Here is a 16566-nt window from a genome sequence, read left to right as displayed (position 1 = left end):
CGATCCCGCTTTCAGACCTTTATTTGATATATTCCGTGGAAGGACAGCTCATGAAAACCGAAATTCAGTGGTGGCAGCAGCCCGTTGTGTACCAGATTTACCCGCGTTCCTTCAACGACTCCAATGGCGACGGCATCGGCGATCTGCCCGGCATTACCGAAAAAATCCCGTACCTGGCGAAGCTGGGTATAGATGTTATCTGGCTCTCCCCGATCTATGCCTCGCCGAACGACGATAATGGCTACGACATTTCGGATTACCGGGCGATTATGACCGAGTTCGGTACGATGGCCGATTTCGACGAGCTGCTGGCGACCGCACATGAGCACGGCATTAAGCTCATGATGGATTTGGTGGTGAACCACACCTCGGATGAGCACGAATGGTTCCGCCAGGCGCGATCGGCTAAGGATAACCCGTACCGCGACTACTATGTGTGGCGTGACCCTGCCGGGTTCACAGAAGACGGCACCCCGATTCCGCCGAATAACTGGATTTCCTGTTTCTCACCATCGGTCTGGGAATGGGACGAAGGCACTCAGCAGTTCTACCTGCACTATTTTTCGGTGAAGCAGCCCGACCTCAACTGGGAAAACCCGAAAGTACGTGAAGAGGTCTACGACATTATGCGGTTCTGGCTTGATAAGAGCGTCGACGGTTTCCGCATGGATGTTATCAACCTGATTTCTAAGGATCTTTCCTTCCCAGATGACCCCGCCGTCACCGCAGGAGGGCTAGATAATTCTCTGGCGGTGGCCGCGAACGGTCCGCGCGTGCACGAGTTCCTGCGCGAGATGAACCGTGAGGTACTCAGCAAATACCCGGTGATGACCGTGGGTGAGACTCCCTGCGTGAGCGTGGAAGATGCCGCCCTGTACACAGGTTTTGACCGCCACGAACTGCAGATGGTGTTCCAGTTCGAGCATATGGATGTGGACGCCAGCGCAGGCGGCGCCACCGGCAAATGGTCGGACACTCGTTTTAACCTGGTGGATTTGAAGAATGTTCTCAGCCACTGGCAGACGGGGCTGCACGGTCGCGGATGGAATTCGCTGTACTGGAATAACCACGACCAGCCGCGCACGGTTTCACGTTTCGGCAATGACTCCCCCGAGTTCCGTGAGGTCAGCGGTAAGATGCTCGGCACGGTTCTGCATATGATGCAGGGAACCCCCTATATTTATCAGGGTGAAGAGCTGGGTATGACCAATGTTTTCTTCGACTCGGTAGATGACTACAACGACCTTGAAATCCATGATTCCTGGCGTAAATACGTGGTGGAGTCCCAGCGGGTTAGCCCCGAGGATATGCTGCGGTACATCAGTGCATCGGGTCGGGATAATGCGCGAACCCCCATGCAGTGGGATGCGAGCGACAATGCGGGCTTCACGACCGGCACCCCGTGGCTGAAGGTGAACCCGCAGTATACCGACATTAACGCCGCCGAAGAATTGGCGAACGACGATTCTATTTTCTACCACTACAGCGATCTCATTCATCTGCGCAAAGAACACCCCATCGTGCTCACCGGCGAATACCGTGTGCTCGACCCCGAGGATGAGCAGGTGTACGCCTACCTGCGCGTGAACTCTACTGAAGATGCCGCCGCATCCGGCGAGCGCGCCCTGCTGGTGGTTGCTAATTTCACCCAAGAAACACTGTCTTTACCCTATGCAGACGGTCAGCTCGCTTCTTTGGCGCTCAAGAACCCGGGCGTGCTGAAACTTGAGGAGCTTGCGGCTATGGCAGAAGCACCCGAGCTGATCAGCTCAAACTACCGGAATGAGCACGGCGAGTTCACGGACGAAGGCACCACTCTACGCCCCTATGAGGCGAAGGTGTACCTGTACCGGTAGGGCGTAGAGTGCGCGGCGAGTGGCGCGCTGGCACACCCTGACTGAAAGTTTTGCAGACATACCTGCGGCGATGCGGCTTACGGGTCTTCCCGCTGAGCCGAACGACGCAACCCTTAACGAAAGGCTTCTGATGATGAGTAGTGAAACCACGACTGAAGAGCGTGCGGTCCCTTCCTACGCCGGGCGGCAGTGGTGGAAGGAGGCGGTGGTCTACCAGGTGTACCCGCGCTCCTTCAACGACTCCAATGGCGACGGTATCGGCGATCTGCCCGGCATCACCGAAAAAATCCCGTACCTGGCGAAGCTGGGCATTAACGTTATCTGGCTCTCCCCCGTGTTTGATTCGCCGAACGTGGATAACGGCTACGATATTTCTGATTACTTCGCCATCATGAGCGATTTCGGAACAATGGAAGATTTCGATGAGCTGCTGGCCACCGCACATGAGCACGGCATCAAAATTCTGATGGATTTGGTGGCAAACCATACTTCGGATCAGCATCCGTGGTTTGTGCAGTCTCGTTCCTCAAAAGATAACCCGTACCGCGACTACTACATTTGGAAAGACCCCAACGGGTTTGACGAGAACGGCGCCCCGATTCCTCCGAATAACTGGGCTTCCGAATTTGGCGGCTCCGCCTGGCAGTGGGACGAGGGCACGCAGCAGTTCTACCTGCACATTTTCTTCAAGGAACAGCCCGATCTGAACTGGGCGAACCCGAAGGTGCGCGAAGACCTGTATGCGATGGTGCGCTGGTGGCTCGATAAGGGCGTGGATGGTTTCCGGCTGGACGCCATCAACATTATTTCTAAGCCTGAGGGCTTCCCGGACGACCCGTCCACTGATTTTGAAAAGCATACGTCGTCGATCCCGTTTGTGATTGCGAACGGTACGATGGTGCATCCGTGGATGAAAGAGCTCAACCGTGAGGCGTTCTCGAAGTACGATGTGATGACCGTGGGCGAAACAAGCGCGACCAGCCCCGAGGACGCGAAGCTGTGGGCGGGCTACGATGCGGGCGAACTGCAGATGCTCTTCCACTTCGACCACATGGGCGTCGATAACGACCCCGAAGGTTCGCTGGGCGGCAAGTGGTCGTATGCGCCGTACAAGCTAACCGAGCTTAAGCGCATTCTGAACGAGTGGCAGACGAAACTTGAGGGCAAGGCGTGGGGTTCGCTGTACTGGAATAACCACGATCAGCCGCGCGTGGTCTCACGGTTCGGCAACGATTCCCCCGAATTTCGGGTGCTTTCAGCGAAGCAGTTGGCAACCACCCTACATTTTATGCAGGGAACCCCCTATATTTATCAGGGTGAGGAACTGGGCATGACCAATGTGCGGTTCGAGTCGATCGACGACTACCGCGACGGCGATTCGATTCGTTTCTACGAGGATATGCACGTGGATCATCAGCGGCTCAGCCACGAGGATGCGATGCGCGCTATCTACATTAAGGGCCGCGATAACGCCCGCACCCCCATGCAGTGGGATGACTCGGCGAACGGTGGGTTCACGAACGCGGGAGTCGAGCCGTGGCTGAAGGTGAACCCGAACTACCCGCAGATTAATGCGCAGGCTGCTCTGGACGATCAGGATTCGGTGTTCTACCACTATCAGGAATTGGCGAAGCTGCGCCGCGGTGAGCTCAAAGATTTGATGGTATATGGTTCGTTCGCGCCCGTAGATTCGGTTGAGGTTCCGCACTCCGAGGATGAGGCAGTATACGCCTACACCCGTACCGGCGGCCCGGACGGCACCGATGCGAGCCAGTCTCTGCTCGTGGTTTCTAACTTCACGTCGGAGTCGGTGGAGCGCACTTTCTCGCTGCTGGATGATGCGCGTGCAGCCGGGGCATCCGTCGAACTGGTGCACTCCAACTACCGGGATGACACCGGCGCGCCGACCGATGCCGGCACCACCCTACGCCCCTACGAAGCGAAGGTTTACCGCATCGTGAAGTAGGTTATCCTCTGTTCCCAACCCGAATAACGCATCTTTGGGCGTATTACCCACCCTCTAGGGCCTTGTAATACGCCCAAAGCTGCATTATTCAGAGTTCAAAGACGTTTTGCGCATGTCCAGCCGAGACTGCTGTTCCCGCCGATTACCGGAAAGTATTGTTCTCAAAGCGCTTCCCGGAGTTCATTTTTATACTGTTCGTTCAGTATGACAAGAGTTACGACTCGATGAAGTCGCGCACTATATCCACAAACCGTTCGGGGCTCTCTTTCTGAACCCAATGCTTATGATGCTCAAAAATTTCGACCCGTGTATTCGGCATAGATGCGGCTGCCTGCTTCACATCACCGACTTTGACGCCGGGGTCCTTATCCCCTTGAATAAATAGGGTTGGCACCTTGATCTGTGGCAGAAGCGGTATTAGGTGCCCGACCGGAGGTTCTCCCCACAGCTCACTGATCTGAAATGATTGAAAAACTCGTGCCGCGTCTTTCGAATGGGCGGCAGTTTGCACCTCATCCAGAATTTCGGGGGTAATTTTCTCGCGATTTCCAATCAGTGACCCGGCAATAATGTTCTTTGCCAGCCACCTGTTCTGCAATGTTTTATATGTCGCCTGATTGAGTGGCAAACGCACCAGCAACCGTCCCATGAGTGAATACGGTGCTGAAGCGGACACACCCCAAGGTGCCACCAGCACCAGCTTGCCAATATAGTTCGGATACCGCAGCGCATATTGCAAAGCAATGGCGCCGCCCATTGAAAGGCCACACAAGGTAACATTTTGAGCGTTCAATGTATCCAGGAAGGCATTGAGGAAGCCTGTGTAGAAACTCAGCGAGTACTCTAATTCGGGTTTATCGCTGTTTCCATACCCCGGCAGATCCAGGGCAACTAAAGGCTGAGATCCGGTCCAGGTCTGCATGATCGTTTTCCAGGAGAGCATGGCGTGATCCACCCCGCCACCATGAAGGAGCATGATAGGCGTGCCTTCACCCTCCGTACTGTAGTACGCGGTTTTAATGCCTTCAAAATCGAGAAAATGGGTTGAGATACGATTCATGCATATCACCGTCTTTCATGAGATCCCACCGCTATTAAGTCTATCCTGTAAAAGGCACACATACGATAGTGACTCCCTGAACCATTCAGGGTTTCGGTTGGGCAGGATGTATGTCCGCATAGCCAGCCATACACAATTTTTAGCAGGTGATGGGCTTATACCCAGCGCCGCACCCGTTGGCGGTACTGCCGGTATTCTGTACCGAATTTCTGGGTGAGAACCCGCTCTTCAGGAATGATCTGAAAACGCGTTATCCAGGCGACGAAAAGCACCACCCCGAGCACAGCCTGCACCTGCCACAGCCACACTGCCCACCCGGTAAGTATGCAGGCCATGCCCAAGTACATGGGGTTGCGGCTTAAACGGTATATTCCGGAGGAGACAATGTTTACGGTGCGTTCGGGGGCGAACGGGTTCACTGTGGTGCGGGCACGTCTGAATGACAGCACCCCCACCGCGTCTACCGTTAGGCCGAGTACAACCAGTGCAAGGGCGGGAACCAGCAGCAGCGGTGGTCTGCCTGTCAGCGGCGGCATCCCGCAGATGAGCCACATCAGTGAGGCGCACAGTGCCCCAATAAGTGGCGGTGGAACTTTATATTCAAGGGCTGCAGCTAGTCTTTTCATGGGGAGCAAGTTATTTATTTCGGTCAAGAAGCGGGGTTTATGCGGGAGGCGGCGGCGTTAACATTGCCTCTACTGCCGCGAGCGCGTGAATGGTGGTGCTGTCAAAGACCGGCAGCGGGGTCTTGTCCGCTTCTACTGCCAGGCAGAGTTCGGTGCACCCCAGGATCACGCCTTGGGCGCCCTGTTCCTTCAGCCCTGTAATGACCTGCTGAAGATACTGCACGGATTCAGGCTCCACACGGCCCAGGCACAGCTGCTCAAAGATGATGCGGCTAGTCTCTGCCTGTTCCGGTTCGGTTGGTACGATCGTCTGGATTCCTTGCGCCGCCATGCGCTCGGTGTAGAACCCGTCGCTCATGGTGAAGGTTGTGCCCAGCAGCCCCACCCTCTGCAGCCCCTGCCTTTGGATGGCGGTGGCGGTGGCGTCAACTACGTGCAGTAGCGGTACGGTGGTGGCACGCTCTATTGCGGGGGCAACCTTGTGCATGGTGTTTGTGGCCACCAGCAGCAGCTGCGCACCCGCACCCTCAAGTTTTGTGGCGCTTGCCGCCAGCAGAGCCCCAGCGACTTCCCAGTCACCGCTTTTTTGCAGACGCACGACTTCCTCAAAATCTACACTGTGCATCACGATATCGGCACTGTGGTTGCCTCCGAGGCGGCGGTTGACTTCACGGTTAATGATCCGATAGTACAGGGCGGTGCTCTCAGGGCTCATGCCGCCGATAATGCCTAGGGTTTTCACGGTGCACGCTCCTTTTATTTATTGTCTTCTGGCGGGTACTTCCCCTCATTGTAGGGTGAGCTCCGTAACCCCGTCTACAGAGAAGGTTTTTGTATTCAGAAGCCATATTAATTCTCTGAGTACAAAAACTTTTCTGAATAGAAAAACCATCTGCTGGGGGTACGCCCGAAGACCTCTGGGGCGGGGTGTGCTTTAGACCCCCAGTGCGGCCCCGTCTGCCATGAGCCACGCGATCAGCGACCCCACCGCCAGGGTAAACGGCAGACCCAGCAGCAGGGTTTTGATGCGGGTTGCGACGGCGGTTTCACGCATAAAGTACAGCGAGTATGGGCCCAGCCCAAAGTTCAGCACGAGTGCCAGCGACACCAGCAGGAACGGTACGCCCAGCAGTACCCATAGTGAGAGCTGATTCGATGTTCCCAGCTGCTCCGTGATGGTCTCCCCTGTGGAGACCAGCTGCGCGGTGGCGGGGGCGGCGGGGGCGAATAGTACCGTGAACGACCACAGGAGTGTGCACGGCAGGATCACCCACCCAAGGATGCCTGCGCATCCGACGGAAAGAACATTAATGACTTTATCGACTGCTTCTTCGCGTTCGGCGCGGCGGGCACGCCGGTACGCCAGGTGCTCAGCTGAGCCCCTGTGGAACCCGCCAGTCCACGCATATTTTTTTGCGGACCGTGACGGGGTTATATTTTCGTAGTTGAGTGACATTGGTAGCTCCATCGCTGAGTGAATAGTGGAGTATGTGTTTATGGTACTCCCCATCGCAGACTACCCGACTAAAGTAAGGCTAAGAAATACCCGCGAAAAGGTGTTGCAGGTTTCTTTTAGTGTTTAGTTGAGGTGGTCTTTTTATGGCCCGGAAGTTTCTTTATTCTCAATTCTATACGCACATTCTTTACATTTTCCACTCACACATCCTGCAATCTTTAGGTGAGTTTTAGGTGTAGCAGCAGGGGAAGGTTGAAGGAAATAGTGTGTCCATTATCGCGCCGACTAGGGGTTATGTTCTGCCGTACCGGTCGTGATTGTTACGGCGCACTCCCCCGGTGCTGCGGTACCAACAGCATTTTTATACGCTGCTGAGGGGCTAAACCGTGTAGTACTCCCGGCGCTCTTGTCTCATTCACAGGAGCTTGAGCACACATGCACACAGTGCGGGAGCTGTTTTTGCGTGCTTTTATAGTTCCCAGGTTTATGCTGCATTTAGTTATGACCGGATGCCTATGGCCGGGTGAGGAAAGCGTTGAGGGTTCGGCCTGAGTTAATATCGCGTGCAGTCATATTTTCTATATTTTCGGCATTGTCGTCATCTGTTATGGTCACGAAAAAGCAGATGGTGTCGGTATCGCACCCGGTGCGCGCAACATCTTGTTGCAGGTGTTTGAGGGCTTGAACAAACACGGGCAGAACGGTGTCTTGCAGTGAATCTCCTGAACGATCCAGCAGCCGCCACAGTTTCTTGCTCACCCTCGGCAGTTTACTGTTATTGAGCTGGTCGCTAGTGTACTCCCAGCTGTATATATCCCAGTCGTAGCTTGTGGGGTCGCCCGCTTCACGTACGGTGTTCATGCTCATAAAGACCGAGCCGAAGTCGCTGTCTGTCACTAAGGCGCAGCCGTAGATGGTTTTCTCCCCTGCCAGTTTTTGCAGACCGTAAAAATCGTGAATGACAGCTTCGGTCACCATCTTTTGCAGCATATTTCTCCTTTATATTCTTGCACCAACTGTACAATAGTCTAAACGCAGCCGCAGAAAGAGAGCACTTTTCCACCTCGGCCGAGCTGTATAGGAGCAGAAATTATACGCACAGTTCCCAAAGTTCGGCGACCCCAGCGGATGGCCTCTATACGCCCGGTACTGCACAGGCAACAACTGTATGAATCACCGCGCTAAGTGAAGGGAAAAGCACCATGCCCCATTCTTTGCGGGTGCAGCCAATCAATGCGTCACCCACCTGCATGACCGCAAAAGTCACAAGAAGCAGGGAAACGGCACCGCCTCGAAAATAGAAGGGTGCAATAAGCACGGCTATTCCGGCCGGTATGGCGCGCACAGCATACATATACACATAGAAACGAGCATTAGCATCAACAGAAGAAGCGTGAACCATAAGCCCTGGACGATATATCGCCAAAAATGCGCTGGCGATTGTTACGAGTGCAGAAATAGTGTTTACGGTTAATAGAACGGGATTCATATCTAAACCTCCGCCGGTAGCTTTTCGTATGTGTTTTATTCCTTAAGCTGCTGAGATAAAACGTCTAGGGTTTTAAGAGCGGCACTCACAGATTCATGCTGATGCCCCCCGCTCCACTGTTCAACCTGCTGGCGCCAGCGTTTGCGGATTTCCGCTAGTTTCCGCTCGCCGTGTTCGGTCAAAGAGTACCGCGGGGAACGTTTATGCGCGGGGTTTTCGATGGGCATAACCAGCCCCTCATCCCGCAGGAGGTTGAGCTGCTTTTGCACACCCTGCCGGGTTATTCCCATGCGTTCAGCGATTTGAGGTGATGTACTCGGTTCTTTCGCCATTGAGATTGCGCCTAATACCTGCCAGCGCGCTGTTGTGAGGCCGCTTTCGGCGGCGAACCGGTCTCCCCATGTGGTGAGTGCCCCGTTCATACGGAAGATCTGCACCACGAGTTCGCTCAGTAATGAAGCATCCATTTTTCCTCCAGCAGCAATTATGACAACCAGTTTACAAATATGACAACTGGTTGTCAATACTCAGGACAGGTGCTGGCGGGAAACGGGATAGAGGGAAAATAAAAACGGGAGCAGACATTTGCGGTGAGAACGCAGCCTACACTCCGAAGAAAATCTGCGATCCCGATTTACTGTTATCTAGGGAGTACCCCACTAATAGATACCCCATAAAGCGTTAGAAACCCTGCTTTATTCACATAAATAACCTGTTTGATTTTAGGAAAATTGAAAACATTATTTTTGAGAATATTCAGGGAGCTTCCACTGAATACCCAGGCTATAAGCTTAGGGTGAAGCTGTGACTACTAATAAAGACCTTTCAAAACCTGAGCATGGAACAATTCAGACTCAAGATGTTCATGATGTCAAGAAAGAATTAGCGGCAGATTCGACTGAGAAGCAGAACTCGTTTCCTCCTGCTCTTATAACTGTGCAGATTATAAGGACTGCTCTTGAGCTCATATTGGTAGTGCTGTTACTGCCATTGCTCTCTAATCCTTTAGTCCTAATCCTTTTTTCGCCTTTTGGTTTGTATTTTGTTTTGCAGGCTGTGGCATGGTCACGGGCAGAGAAAGAAACTCGGCTCGCTTGGGTTAGGGGAACTAATGTTTATAGCTTGCTAATTGTTGCGCCTCTTGGCGCTTTTTATACATTGTTCGTGATTGAGACGTCGGTTCCAAATGCTGATGTGCAGCCATTGTGGTGGATGCTAGGTGCCTGCGTTCTTGAAGCGATCATGAGCATTTTTATGATCGTTACGATAACCGTGATCAAAAGGAAATATCCTCATGCTTTTCAGGATAAGAGAGTCACTGTCGCTAAACCTCGAATATATGACGATGCTCTAAACGGTTCTCAGGGAAAGGCGTACGAGTTGGGTGATGAATCAGAATCCTTGAAGAAGCATCATGAGGATCTGATAGTAGAAATTCCTTGTCAATACGTTAAAGTTAGGTCGCAGAAGAAAGATAAGGGTGAACAGCAATGAGCACCGATAAGAATTTTTCAACCGCTGATAATAATGACCCGCGACCTCCCGTGGAAAAGCAAAGTGCATCGAATAATCCGGAGAATTCCCAACAAGAGCCAAAATATACACAGCTGTATGGTTTAGAAGGTGCCGACGGTAAGATGTCCTTGGATCCCCAGGCGTCCCCGGAGTTTCAGGGCGCTGAGGTAAAGGAAGAGCCTCATAAACGCATATCACAACAGTTTGATATAGACCCCAAAACCCACAAAAGTCTTCTCATAGCACAGGCCATCAGGAATGTTTTGATTATTATTCCTGCGCTTATCGTGCTGGTTGTTTTTGTCTGTGTATTCATTAACGTTTTGGTATCTGCGCCCAGTGGATATGATGATCTTATCTTGGTGGGTATGTTTAGTATTGCCGTTATTGTACTTCCTTACATGATTCACGTTATCTTGCAGGTTGTCGCGTTTATGCGGTTTAGGAAATCAGTCAAGTTTCGGTGGATACGAGGTGTCAATATTTACGGCCTTATTGTTGCCCCGATCTCCGAGGTTATCTATGTGCCGTTTATGCTAGGGCGGCTTCTTGATCCATCTTCATCTGCCGAGAACTCTTTTACAATAGTGGTGGTTATGGTAGCCCTTTACGAAGTTATTTTGGACATCTTAATGATTGTTGTCACGACAAATAGTATTAAGAAGACCGCCCAACTTTCAGAAAAAACTGAGGGTTAAGCATTAGAGGCACCCCTAGAGGACAGTAAAAACAACGATTCCTGCCCCTAATAGTGCGTGACTCTTATCTATAACACCATCCCCATTTCTCATGATGGGAAAGCCGATATTATCAGTTATTAGTACTGCTTTTCTCATTATGCTGGTAACACTTATTGTAAGGTTTATTCACTTTGCAGGTTTGAGCCCCGGCAAAACCACAAGCAGAACAATATCGAGAACACCAGCAAGATTCTCTCGCAACCAAGCCTACACCTGTTACCGAGTACGCTTCGGACTTTCACATTCCCATCAATGGGTATCCGAAACTGTGCTCTGTTACAGAAGGAATTGAAGAAGTCTTCCAAAGTCATGCCACAAGCCTTCACGAGAAATACAAAGCCGCCCGGCGCATCCTGAAAATTCAGGCCATGCCGGGCGGCTTATCTACTCAAAACTGGGTTGAATCGTAGGGGCTACTCCCCTAGTGCGTTACTCCCACTCAATGGTTCCCGGGGGTTTGGAGGTGACATCCAGCACCACACGGTTTACGTCTTTGACTTCGTTCGTAATTCGGTTCGAGATTTTTGCCAGCAGATCGTAGGGCAGGCGCGACCAGTCGGCGGTCATCGCATCCTCTGAAGAAACCGGGCGCAGCACAATCGGATGCCCGTAGGTGCGGCCATCGCCCTGCACGCCCACCGAACGCACACCGGAGAGAAGAACCACGGGGCACTGCCAAATATGCTCGTCCTGACCGGCGGCGGTCAGCTCTTCACGCACAATCGCATCCGCCGCGCGCAGGGTCTCAAGGTTCTCGCGGGTCACCTCACCCACAATACGAATACCCAGACCCGGGCCGGGGAACGGCTGACGCGCCACGATCTTCTCGGGAACACCCAGCTGACGACCAATCGCGCGAACCTCATCCTTAAACAGGGTACGCAGCGGCTCGACCAGCTCAAACGCCAAGTCCTCAGGCAGACCACCCACATTGTGGTGCGATTTAATATTCGCTGCGCCCTCGCCACCGCCGGATTCGACCACATCCGGGTACAGGGTGCCCTGCACCAGGAACTTGATCTGCGCGCCCTCTTCGCCCGCTTCCTCAATGAGCTTGCGCTCGGCCTGCTCGAAGGAGCGGATGAACTCGCGGCCAATAATCTTACGCTTCTGCTCGGGTTCACTCACACCAGCCAGTGCGGTGAGGAAACGCTCTGACTCGTCAATGGTAATCACGCGGATACCCATTGACGCGGCGTAATCCTGCTCAACCTGTTCACGCTCGCCCGCGCGCAGCAGCCCGTGGTCGATGAAGAAGCAGGTCAGCTGATCGCCCACGGCCTTATGCACGAGAGCCGCAGCAACAGAAGAATCCACGCCGCCAGAAAGCGCACAAATCACGCGGTCTTCGCCAACCTGCTCACGAATCTTCGCAACCTGTTCCTCAATAATATTGGCGGTTGACCAGGTGGGTTTAAGCCCAGCAATGTTGTACAGGAAATTCTCAAGCGCAACTTGGCCGTAGTCGGAGTGCTTCACCTCGGGGTGCCACTGCACGCCGCCCAGCTTGCGGTGCTCATCCACGAACGCCGCCACGGACGCACCCGGGGTCTGCGCCAGAACCTCAAACCCGGCGGGGGCTTCGGTCACGGAATCGCCGTGCGACATCCACACGTTCTGCGTCTGCGGAGTACCGGTGAGGAACGAAGAATCAACTGCGCACAGGGTCGCATCGGTTGCGCCGTATTCGCGGGAACCGGTCTGCGCCACAGTACCGCCCAAGGTTTGCGCCATCACCTGAAAACCGTAGCAGATGCCGAAGACCGGCACGCCAGCCTCAAATAGTGCCCTATCGCCACGGGGGGCGCCCTCGGCATACACCGATGAAGGCCCGCCCGAAAGCACAATCGCGGCAGGGTTTTTAGCGAGCATCTTTTCGGTGCTCATAGAGTGGGGAACGATTTCAGAGTAGATACCCGCCTCACGCACGCGACGAGCAATAAGCTGCGCATACTGGGCACCGTAATCTACCACCAGAACCGGACGCTCTTCAAGCTGATCCGGGTGTACAGAGTCGGTCACGGATTTTCCTCACGTGTCAGGTCGAAATTCCGCGCGAGCGCGCGAAGTCTTGTATTTCTATTCTACGGGAGAGATAAAGGTTTTATGTGGTGCTCTCACAACAGTTCTCGCTGGCGGTGTCCACCAACGCCGGGGCCTAGTACCGCTTAGTGGCCTGCGGGTTAGCGTCAAGCTGCGCCAGGGTTTCTGCGTGGATGCGCTTCTCAACGATGAATGAGAGGAACGGCACCACGCCGCCGAGCGCCATCACAATAAACTGGGCTATACCCCAGCGCATGAGCAGCCAGATACGGAAGCATGACACTAAATAGATCACGTAGAACCAGCCGTGAATAATAAGCACCAGTGTGGAGATGTTCACCCCGCCGGTGAGATTACCGGTTTCGCGGTTCAGCACCCCCAAGGCCACAGACTTGCCGCTTGCCGCCTCCGTACCACCGGCCACCAGGTCGAAGCCCAGCACGTAACGGCTGATCATCTCAAGAACCAGCAGCAGCAGGAAGGTACCGGATATCCAGGCGCACCATTTATAGAAGGTGAGCGCCGAACGAATCTGCGCCTGCGTACCACCGAATTTTTTGCGCACCGTAAACCCGCCCTGGGGCGCATGCCCAGCCCCGTCCGCAGGTGCCTTTGAAGCGTTCGGGGACAGGGTGACTTTGCGCCCGTCGGTGCGTTCCACCGGCTGGGGTGCCCCTGGGGTAGGTGCGCTATCTGTCTCGGAACCGTGTTCTTTACTCATATTCACCTTTCGTGTGTGCAGTGGTGATGCAAAACCTAGCTATGAAGAACGGTCGTTCTTATTTTTTCGTATGGGGCTCTCCCGGAGAGGAGGCGCTGGGGGCGTCATCGAAGAAATAGTATTGCTTATCGGCAGGGTCCCAATAGTAGGGGCGTCCGGTGGCCTCATCCACAAAGTATTCGCCCTCGTACTCGAAATACTGGGTGTATTCGGCGGGTTCGGCGGCACGATGCGCCGCATCCTTAAGCATGCGGCCCCACAGGTAGAGGGCGAACGCCGCGAAAATCAACCATTCAAGTGAGTAGAAAATATTCAGCCAGTTCACGCTCGTATCATCCACCGCCTGAGTGGCACGGATCGGCCGCACATCCTGCGACTGCCCGATCACCGTAGAATTCTCGGCAATCGTATGATGCTCAGTCACGGGGATAGTCTGCCCCTCGGGGACCTCAGCGGCCAGTGCCAGCACCCCGTCGTATAGGGGCGTATCCCACAGGTTACTGAGCTGCGCCGGGGATGCGCTCTCAAGAATCCGCTGCTGTTGGCGCTTATATTCGGTGGGCCCCTGCGCGTTAACCACCCGGCCCGCCACCTCAACGGTGCCGGTCGGCTCGGCGGGGATAGCCGCAGGCGCATCCCCTTCACCTTTCACCCAGGCGCGGGCCACAACAATAGCGCGGGGCTTGGTGCTCCCCTGGGCGGTCACAGTATCAGTGCCTTCGGGGATGAATTCGCTCAGCACCCAGTAGCCGCGTTCCCCATCGTTGAGGCGGTGCGCCACCAGCATGGAAGACCCCGCAACGTAGCTGCCCTTCGCCCGCACCACGGTATCCACAGTAATATTAGTGACCGGCTCGTGAGGTTTCAGGATGTCCGTGTAGGGCCGCAGAGTATCTTTGGCAGTATCCGCGTGCACCTGGCCCGACGTGGAGGCGTTAAACTGCCAGCTGGAGAGCGCAACAAACCCCGTCACGAAGACGAGAGCCAGCAAAAGCCCGCCCAACCAGCGGGGAGTAAACGCCAATTTCCACACGTATCTAGGGTAACGCGTCTGCGTGATGTGCCCCTAACGCCGTTGGTAACCTACGCGGGGAAAAGTCCCGGTGAATAGTTTGCAGAGATGCGTCGTTTCCCAGTGTAGAACGCAGTCTAGCCGGTACGGTAAGGACCCAGAACCAAAAATAGCTGGCAGCAAACCAGCGGCGCACAGCGTTAAAGCTCCCCACCCTCCGCAAAATACTTCTCTTCAGCTTCAGTAAGATCAGTCATCGCTGGCGATTCAATTGTCGCGGACACAAGTCTTTTGCCGACTCCTAAACCGACACTCGCGCGTGACGGCAAATACCAAGACAAAGTTTCCACTTTGCTGCTAGGGCCGGGGGTTGCAGCCCCGTACAGTGATGTGAGTCCGGCGATATAGTCTGAACGTGCCGACTGTATCAATGCCCTAATTTCCGGGCCTGGTTCTGGTGGGGCGAGGCTGGTCAAGCGGAAAGAGACTCCCGATACAAATTTATTGTCGCTGACGTCTAGGCTTATGTGGCCGTCTTCCTCTCCGTTACTGACGGGGGTAACGAAAAACCTTCCATCGTCGGGAGCAGGTGTCCAGCCGAACTGATCTCGCAACGAGAATGCCTCGTCAACAGTCATAGGCCACCGATGCTCAGCTATTGCTCGGATGATGGCCACCGCTTGCTCGACCGGATACGCGCGAAAACCTGACGGTGTGGAGTTTGCTTCATTTAACATATGAGAATTCGGTCTCTCTTCTGGGATTTTTAGAGCTTGTCGATAGATTCTTAAGATGCTGAGCAGCCTCGGGCGTGAGAACGCCATAGCCCACCTAGCTATGCGAACTACGTCAGTCTTCCCCTTCATTGGGGCGGGTATCGAGGACAGCGTGAGGAACGCCGTCGGGCTTGGGGCCGAAGTCCTTTCTGAGATCGGCGGTTTCGAGCTTGTTGTACTCCATCATAGACAGGTAATAGTCCAGAAGATCGTCGTAGCGTCCTAGTACTTCACCGCGCACCCACGAGGCAGTCCCCTCTGCTGGGGTACCGGGCCGTCCCATCAGAACGATGTCAATCGACCCCTGTGCGGCGGCAACCATGAAATGGTCAGCAGCGATAACACCGTCTGAAGCCATAGCCTCAATGCATTCCTCCAGCTCCAGCTGAACCCCGCCCAGCCTACGCAGTTCGCCGCCAAGAAGGTCACTGGTGGAGAAGATCGTCATGTCCTGGTAGAAGCAGGGCCAGCCGTCGGCTACCTTGAGAAAGTCACGGTAGGACTTTGGCAAACGAAAACCCAGCTGAGCCTCAGTACGTGCCAGTGTTTCTTCAGAGGCTCCTGTATTGGGCGGTGCGTAGTCCCACAGGCCCTTCCAGTCGGCCTCCATCCGCTCTTGGTTAATCTCCTGTCCCCAGCTCAGGTAGTCCTGCCACGTCCATTCCGACATAGCCCGATTTGTCCCGCTGGGTACACCAATAGCCTCATCTGTCATGTGCCTTAGCCTCTTCCTATCTCCTATCCGGCTCTAAAAACCAGCTCTGCTGCCGCAGCAACCAATCACTACTAGCTTGCCGGTATCGCCATACTCCCAAGGTTTACCGCGCCCATATCAGCCTCGCCCCCTTTCACTATGACTACATCATTCACGAGAAGTACTGAGGGTACTCCACATAAGGGTCATGCTCACGATGATCCACCCACTGATCAAGCACCTGCTGGGGTGTAATTCCCGGAGTCAAGACAGTGTGACCATCGAAAGCACTGGATGTAAACCATAGCACCACGTCAGGGTCTGGGTTCAAAGACCGCACCCACGCGGCAATATCTACGGCCTCCTCAAAATCTGCCCCATCAACAGATATGAGCCGACCATCAGTGAAATGACTAATAATCGTCGATGCCCCATCAGGGGTAATAATGATGTCGGCATCCGTCAAGCGGTCTTCCTCAGCGGTCCACTGCGCCGTCTTACACCCGGGCCATTTTCGCTGACCCTCACGTAAGAAAGCTTCGACATCAATGAGGGTATCCTCTGAACTGAGAACGGGATATAGGTAATGAACGCCCACAATTTTTCCTCTCG

At 54.2% G+C, this 16566-nt stretch carries 17 protein-coding genes; 4 read left to right on the top strand and 13 right to left on the bottom strand.

Going from position 1 to position 16566, the window contains the following annotated elements; all coding sequences use genetic code 11:
- Positions 1-50: 50 nt before the first annotated feature.
- Together I6I94_RS09465 and I6I94_RS09460 are read left to right on the top strand one after the other, a co-directional pair.
- A complete protein-coding gene (locus I6I94_RS09465; RefSeq protein WP_201620646.1) occupies positions 51-1856 on the top strand; it encodes a glycoside hydrolase family 13 protein in 1806 nt (601 codons plus the stop codon).
- Positions 1857-1986: 130 nt separating this feature from the next.
- Complete coding sequence (locus I6I94_RS09460; RefSeq protein ID WP_201621006.1) at positions 1987-3822, top strand: glycoside hydrolase family 13 protein; 1836 nt, start codon at positions 1987-1989, stop codon at positions 3820-3822.
- Positions 3823-4036: 214 nt separating this feature from the next.
- Here the strand turns inward: I6I94_RS09460 and I6I94_RS09455 are convergent, their stop codons facing one another.
- From I6I94_RS09455 to I6I94_RS09425, 7 genes are all read right to left on the bottom strand, one after another.
- On the bottom strand, positions 4037-4882 hold the full coding sequence (locus I6I94_RS09455) for an alpha/beta fold hydrolase (RefSeq protein ID WP_128088029.1): 846 nt from the start codon (positions 4880-4882) through the stop codon (positions 4037-4039).
- 155 nt (positions 4883-5037) lie between these two features.
- Positions 5038-5508: a methyltransferase family protein gene (locus tag I6I94_RS09450; RefSeq protein ID WP_048751895.1), complete on the bottom strand. Its 471-nt coding sequence runs from the start codon at positions 5506-5508 to the stop codon at positions 5038-5040.
- Between the two features lie 37 nt (positions 5509-5545).
- On the bottom strand, positions 5546-6250 hold the full coding sequence (locus I6I94_RS09445; RefSeq protein ID WP_128088030.1) for an aspartate/glutamate racemase family protein: 705 nt from the start codon (positions 6248-6250) through the stop codon (positions 5546-5548).
- Between the two features lie 192 nt (positions 6251-6442).
- Positions 6443-6964, bottom strand: coding sequence for a hypothetical protein (locus I6I94_RS09440; protein WP_037234656.1), 522 nt, complete (start codon positions 6962-6964; stop codon positions 6443-6445).
- Between the two features lie 513 nt (positions 6965-7477).
- A complete protein-coding gene (locus I6I94_RS09435) occupies positions 7478-7954 on the bottom strand; it encodes a DUF4303 domain-containing protein (protein WP_201620645.1) in 477 nt (158 codons plus the stop codon).
- Between the two features lie 145 nt (positions 7955-8099).
- The gene (locus I6I94_RS09430; RefSeq protein ID WP_126853001.1) at positions 8100-8453 is read right to left on the bottom strand and encodes a hypothetical protein; all 354 of its coding nucleotides are present in this window, start codon (positions 8451-8453) and stop codon (positions 8100-8102) included.
- A gap of 35 nt (positions 8454-8488) precedes the next feature.
- Complete coding sequence (locus I6I94_RS09425) at positions 8489-8920, bottom strand: MarR family winged helix-turn-helix transcriptional regulator (protein WP_126852999.1); 432 nt, start codon at positions 8918-8920, stop codon at positions 8489-8491.
- Positions 8921-9257: 337 nt separating this feature from the next.
- Between I6I94_RS09425 and I6I94_RS09420 the strand changes: the two genes are divergently transcribed.
- Both I6I94_RS09420 and I6I94_RS09415 read left to right on the top strand, forming a co-directional pair.
- Entirely contained in the window at positions 9258-9947 is a 690-nt protein-coding gene (locus I6I94_RS09420) for a hypothetical protein (RefSeq protein WP_201620644.1), read from the top strand.
- Positions 9944-10666 (top strand): uracil phosphoribosyltransferase, encoded by a 723-nt coding sequence (locus I6I94_RS09415; protein ID WP_128088034.1) that lies wholly within the window; start codon positions 9944-9946, stop codon positions 10664-10666. The genes I6I94_RS09420 and I6I94_RS09415 overlap by 4 nt, the downstream gene beginning before the upstream one ends.
- A 471-nt stretch (positions 10667-11137) precedes the next feature.
- On the opposite strand, the gene guaA is transcribed toward I6I94_RS09415, so the two are convergent.
- The 6 genes from guaA to I6I94_RS09385 all read right to left on the bottom strand — a co-directional run bounded on the left by guaA (position 11138) and on the right by I6I94_RS09385 (position 16552).
- Positions 11138-12730 carry a glutamine-hydrolyzing GMP synthase gene (gene guaA / locus I6I94_RS09410; protein WP_201620643.1) on the bottom strand — a complete coding sequence of 531 codons (1593 nt, stop codon included), beginning with the start codon at positions 12728-12730 and terminating at the stop codon, positions 11138-11140.
- A gap of 136 nt (positions 12731-12866) precedes the next feature.
- Complete coding sequence (locus tag I6I94_RS09405; protein WP_126500379.1) at positions 12867-13472, bottom strand: DUF3817 domain-containing protein; 606 nt, start codon at positions 13470-13472, stop codon at positions 12867-12869.
- A gap of 58 nt (positions 13473-13530) precedes the next feature.
- The gene (locus I6I94_RS09400; protein WP_128088035.1) at positions 13531-14505 is read right to left on the bottom strand and encodes an SURF1 family protein; all 975 of its coding nucleotides are present in this window, start codon (positions 14503-14505) and stop codon (positions 13531-13533) included.
- 179 nt (positions 14506-14684) lie between these two features.
- Entirely contained in the window at positions 14685-15221 is a 537-nt protein-coding gene (locus I6I94_RS09395; RefSeq protein WP_128088226.1) for a DUF6301 family protein, read from the bottom strand.
- Between the two features lie 112 nt (positions 15222-15333).
- Positions 15334-15975: an SMI1/KNR4 family protein gene (locus I6I94_RS09390; protein ID WP_126852990.1), complete on the bottom strand. Its 642-nt coding sequence runs from the start codon at positions 15973-15975 to the stop codon at positions 15334-15336.
- 151 nt (positions 15976-16126) lie between these two features.
- Complete coding sequence (locus tag I6I94_RS09385) at positions 16127-16552, bottom strand: hypothetical protein (RefSeq protein ID WP_128088036.1); 426 nt, start codon at positions 16550-16552, stop codon at positions 16127-16129.
- Between the last annotated feature and the right edge of the window lie 14 nt (positions 16553-16566).

This window comes from Rothia aeria, assembly GCF_016726365.1.
GTDB classification, from domain to species: domain Bacteria; phylum Actinomycetota; class Actinomycetes; order Actinomycetales; family Micrococcaceae; genus Rothia; species Rothia aeria.
The sequence above is the reverse complement of the archived record's forward strand: the minus strand, read 5'-3'. Positions and strand labels throughout refer to the sequence as shown.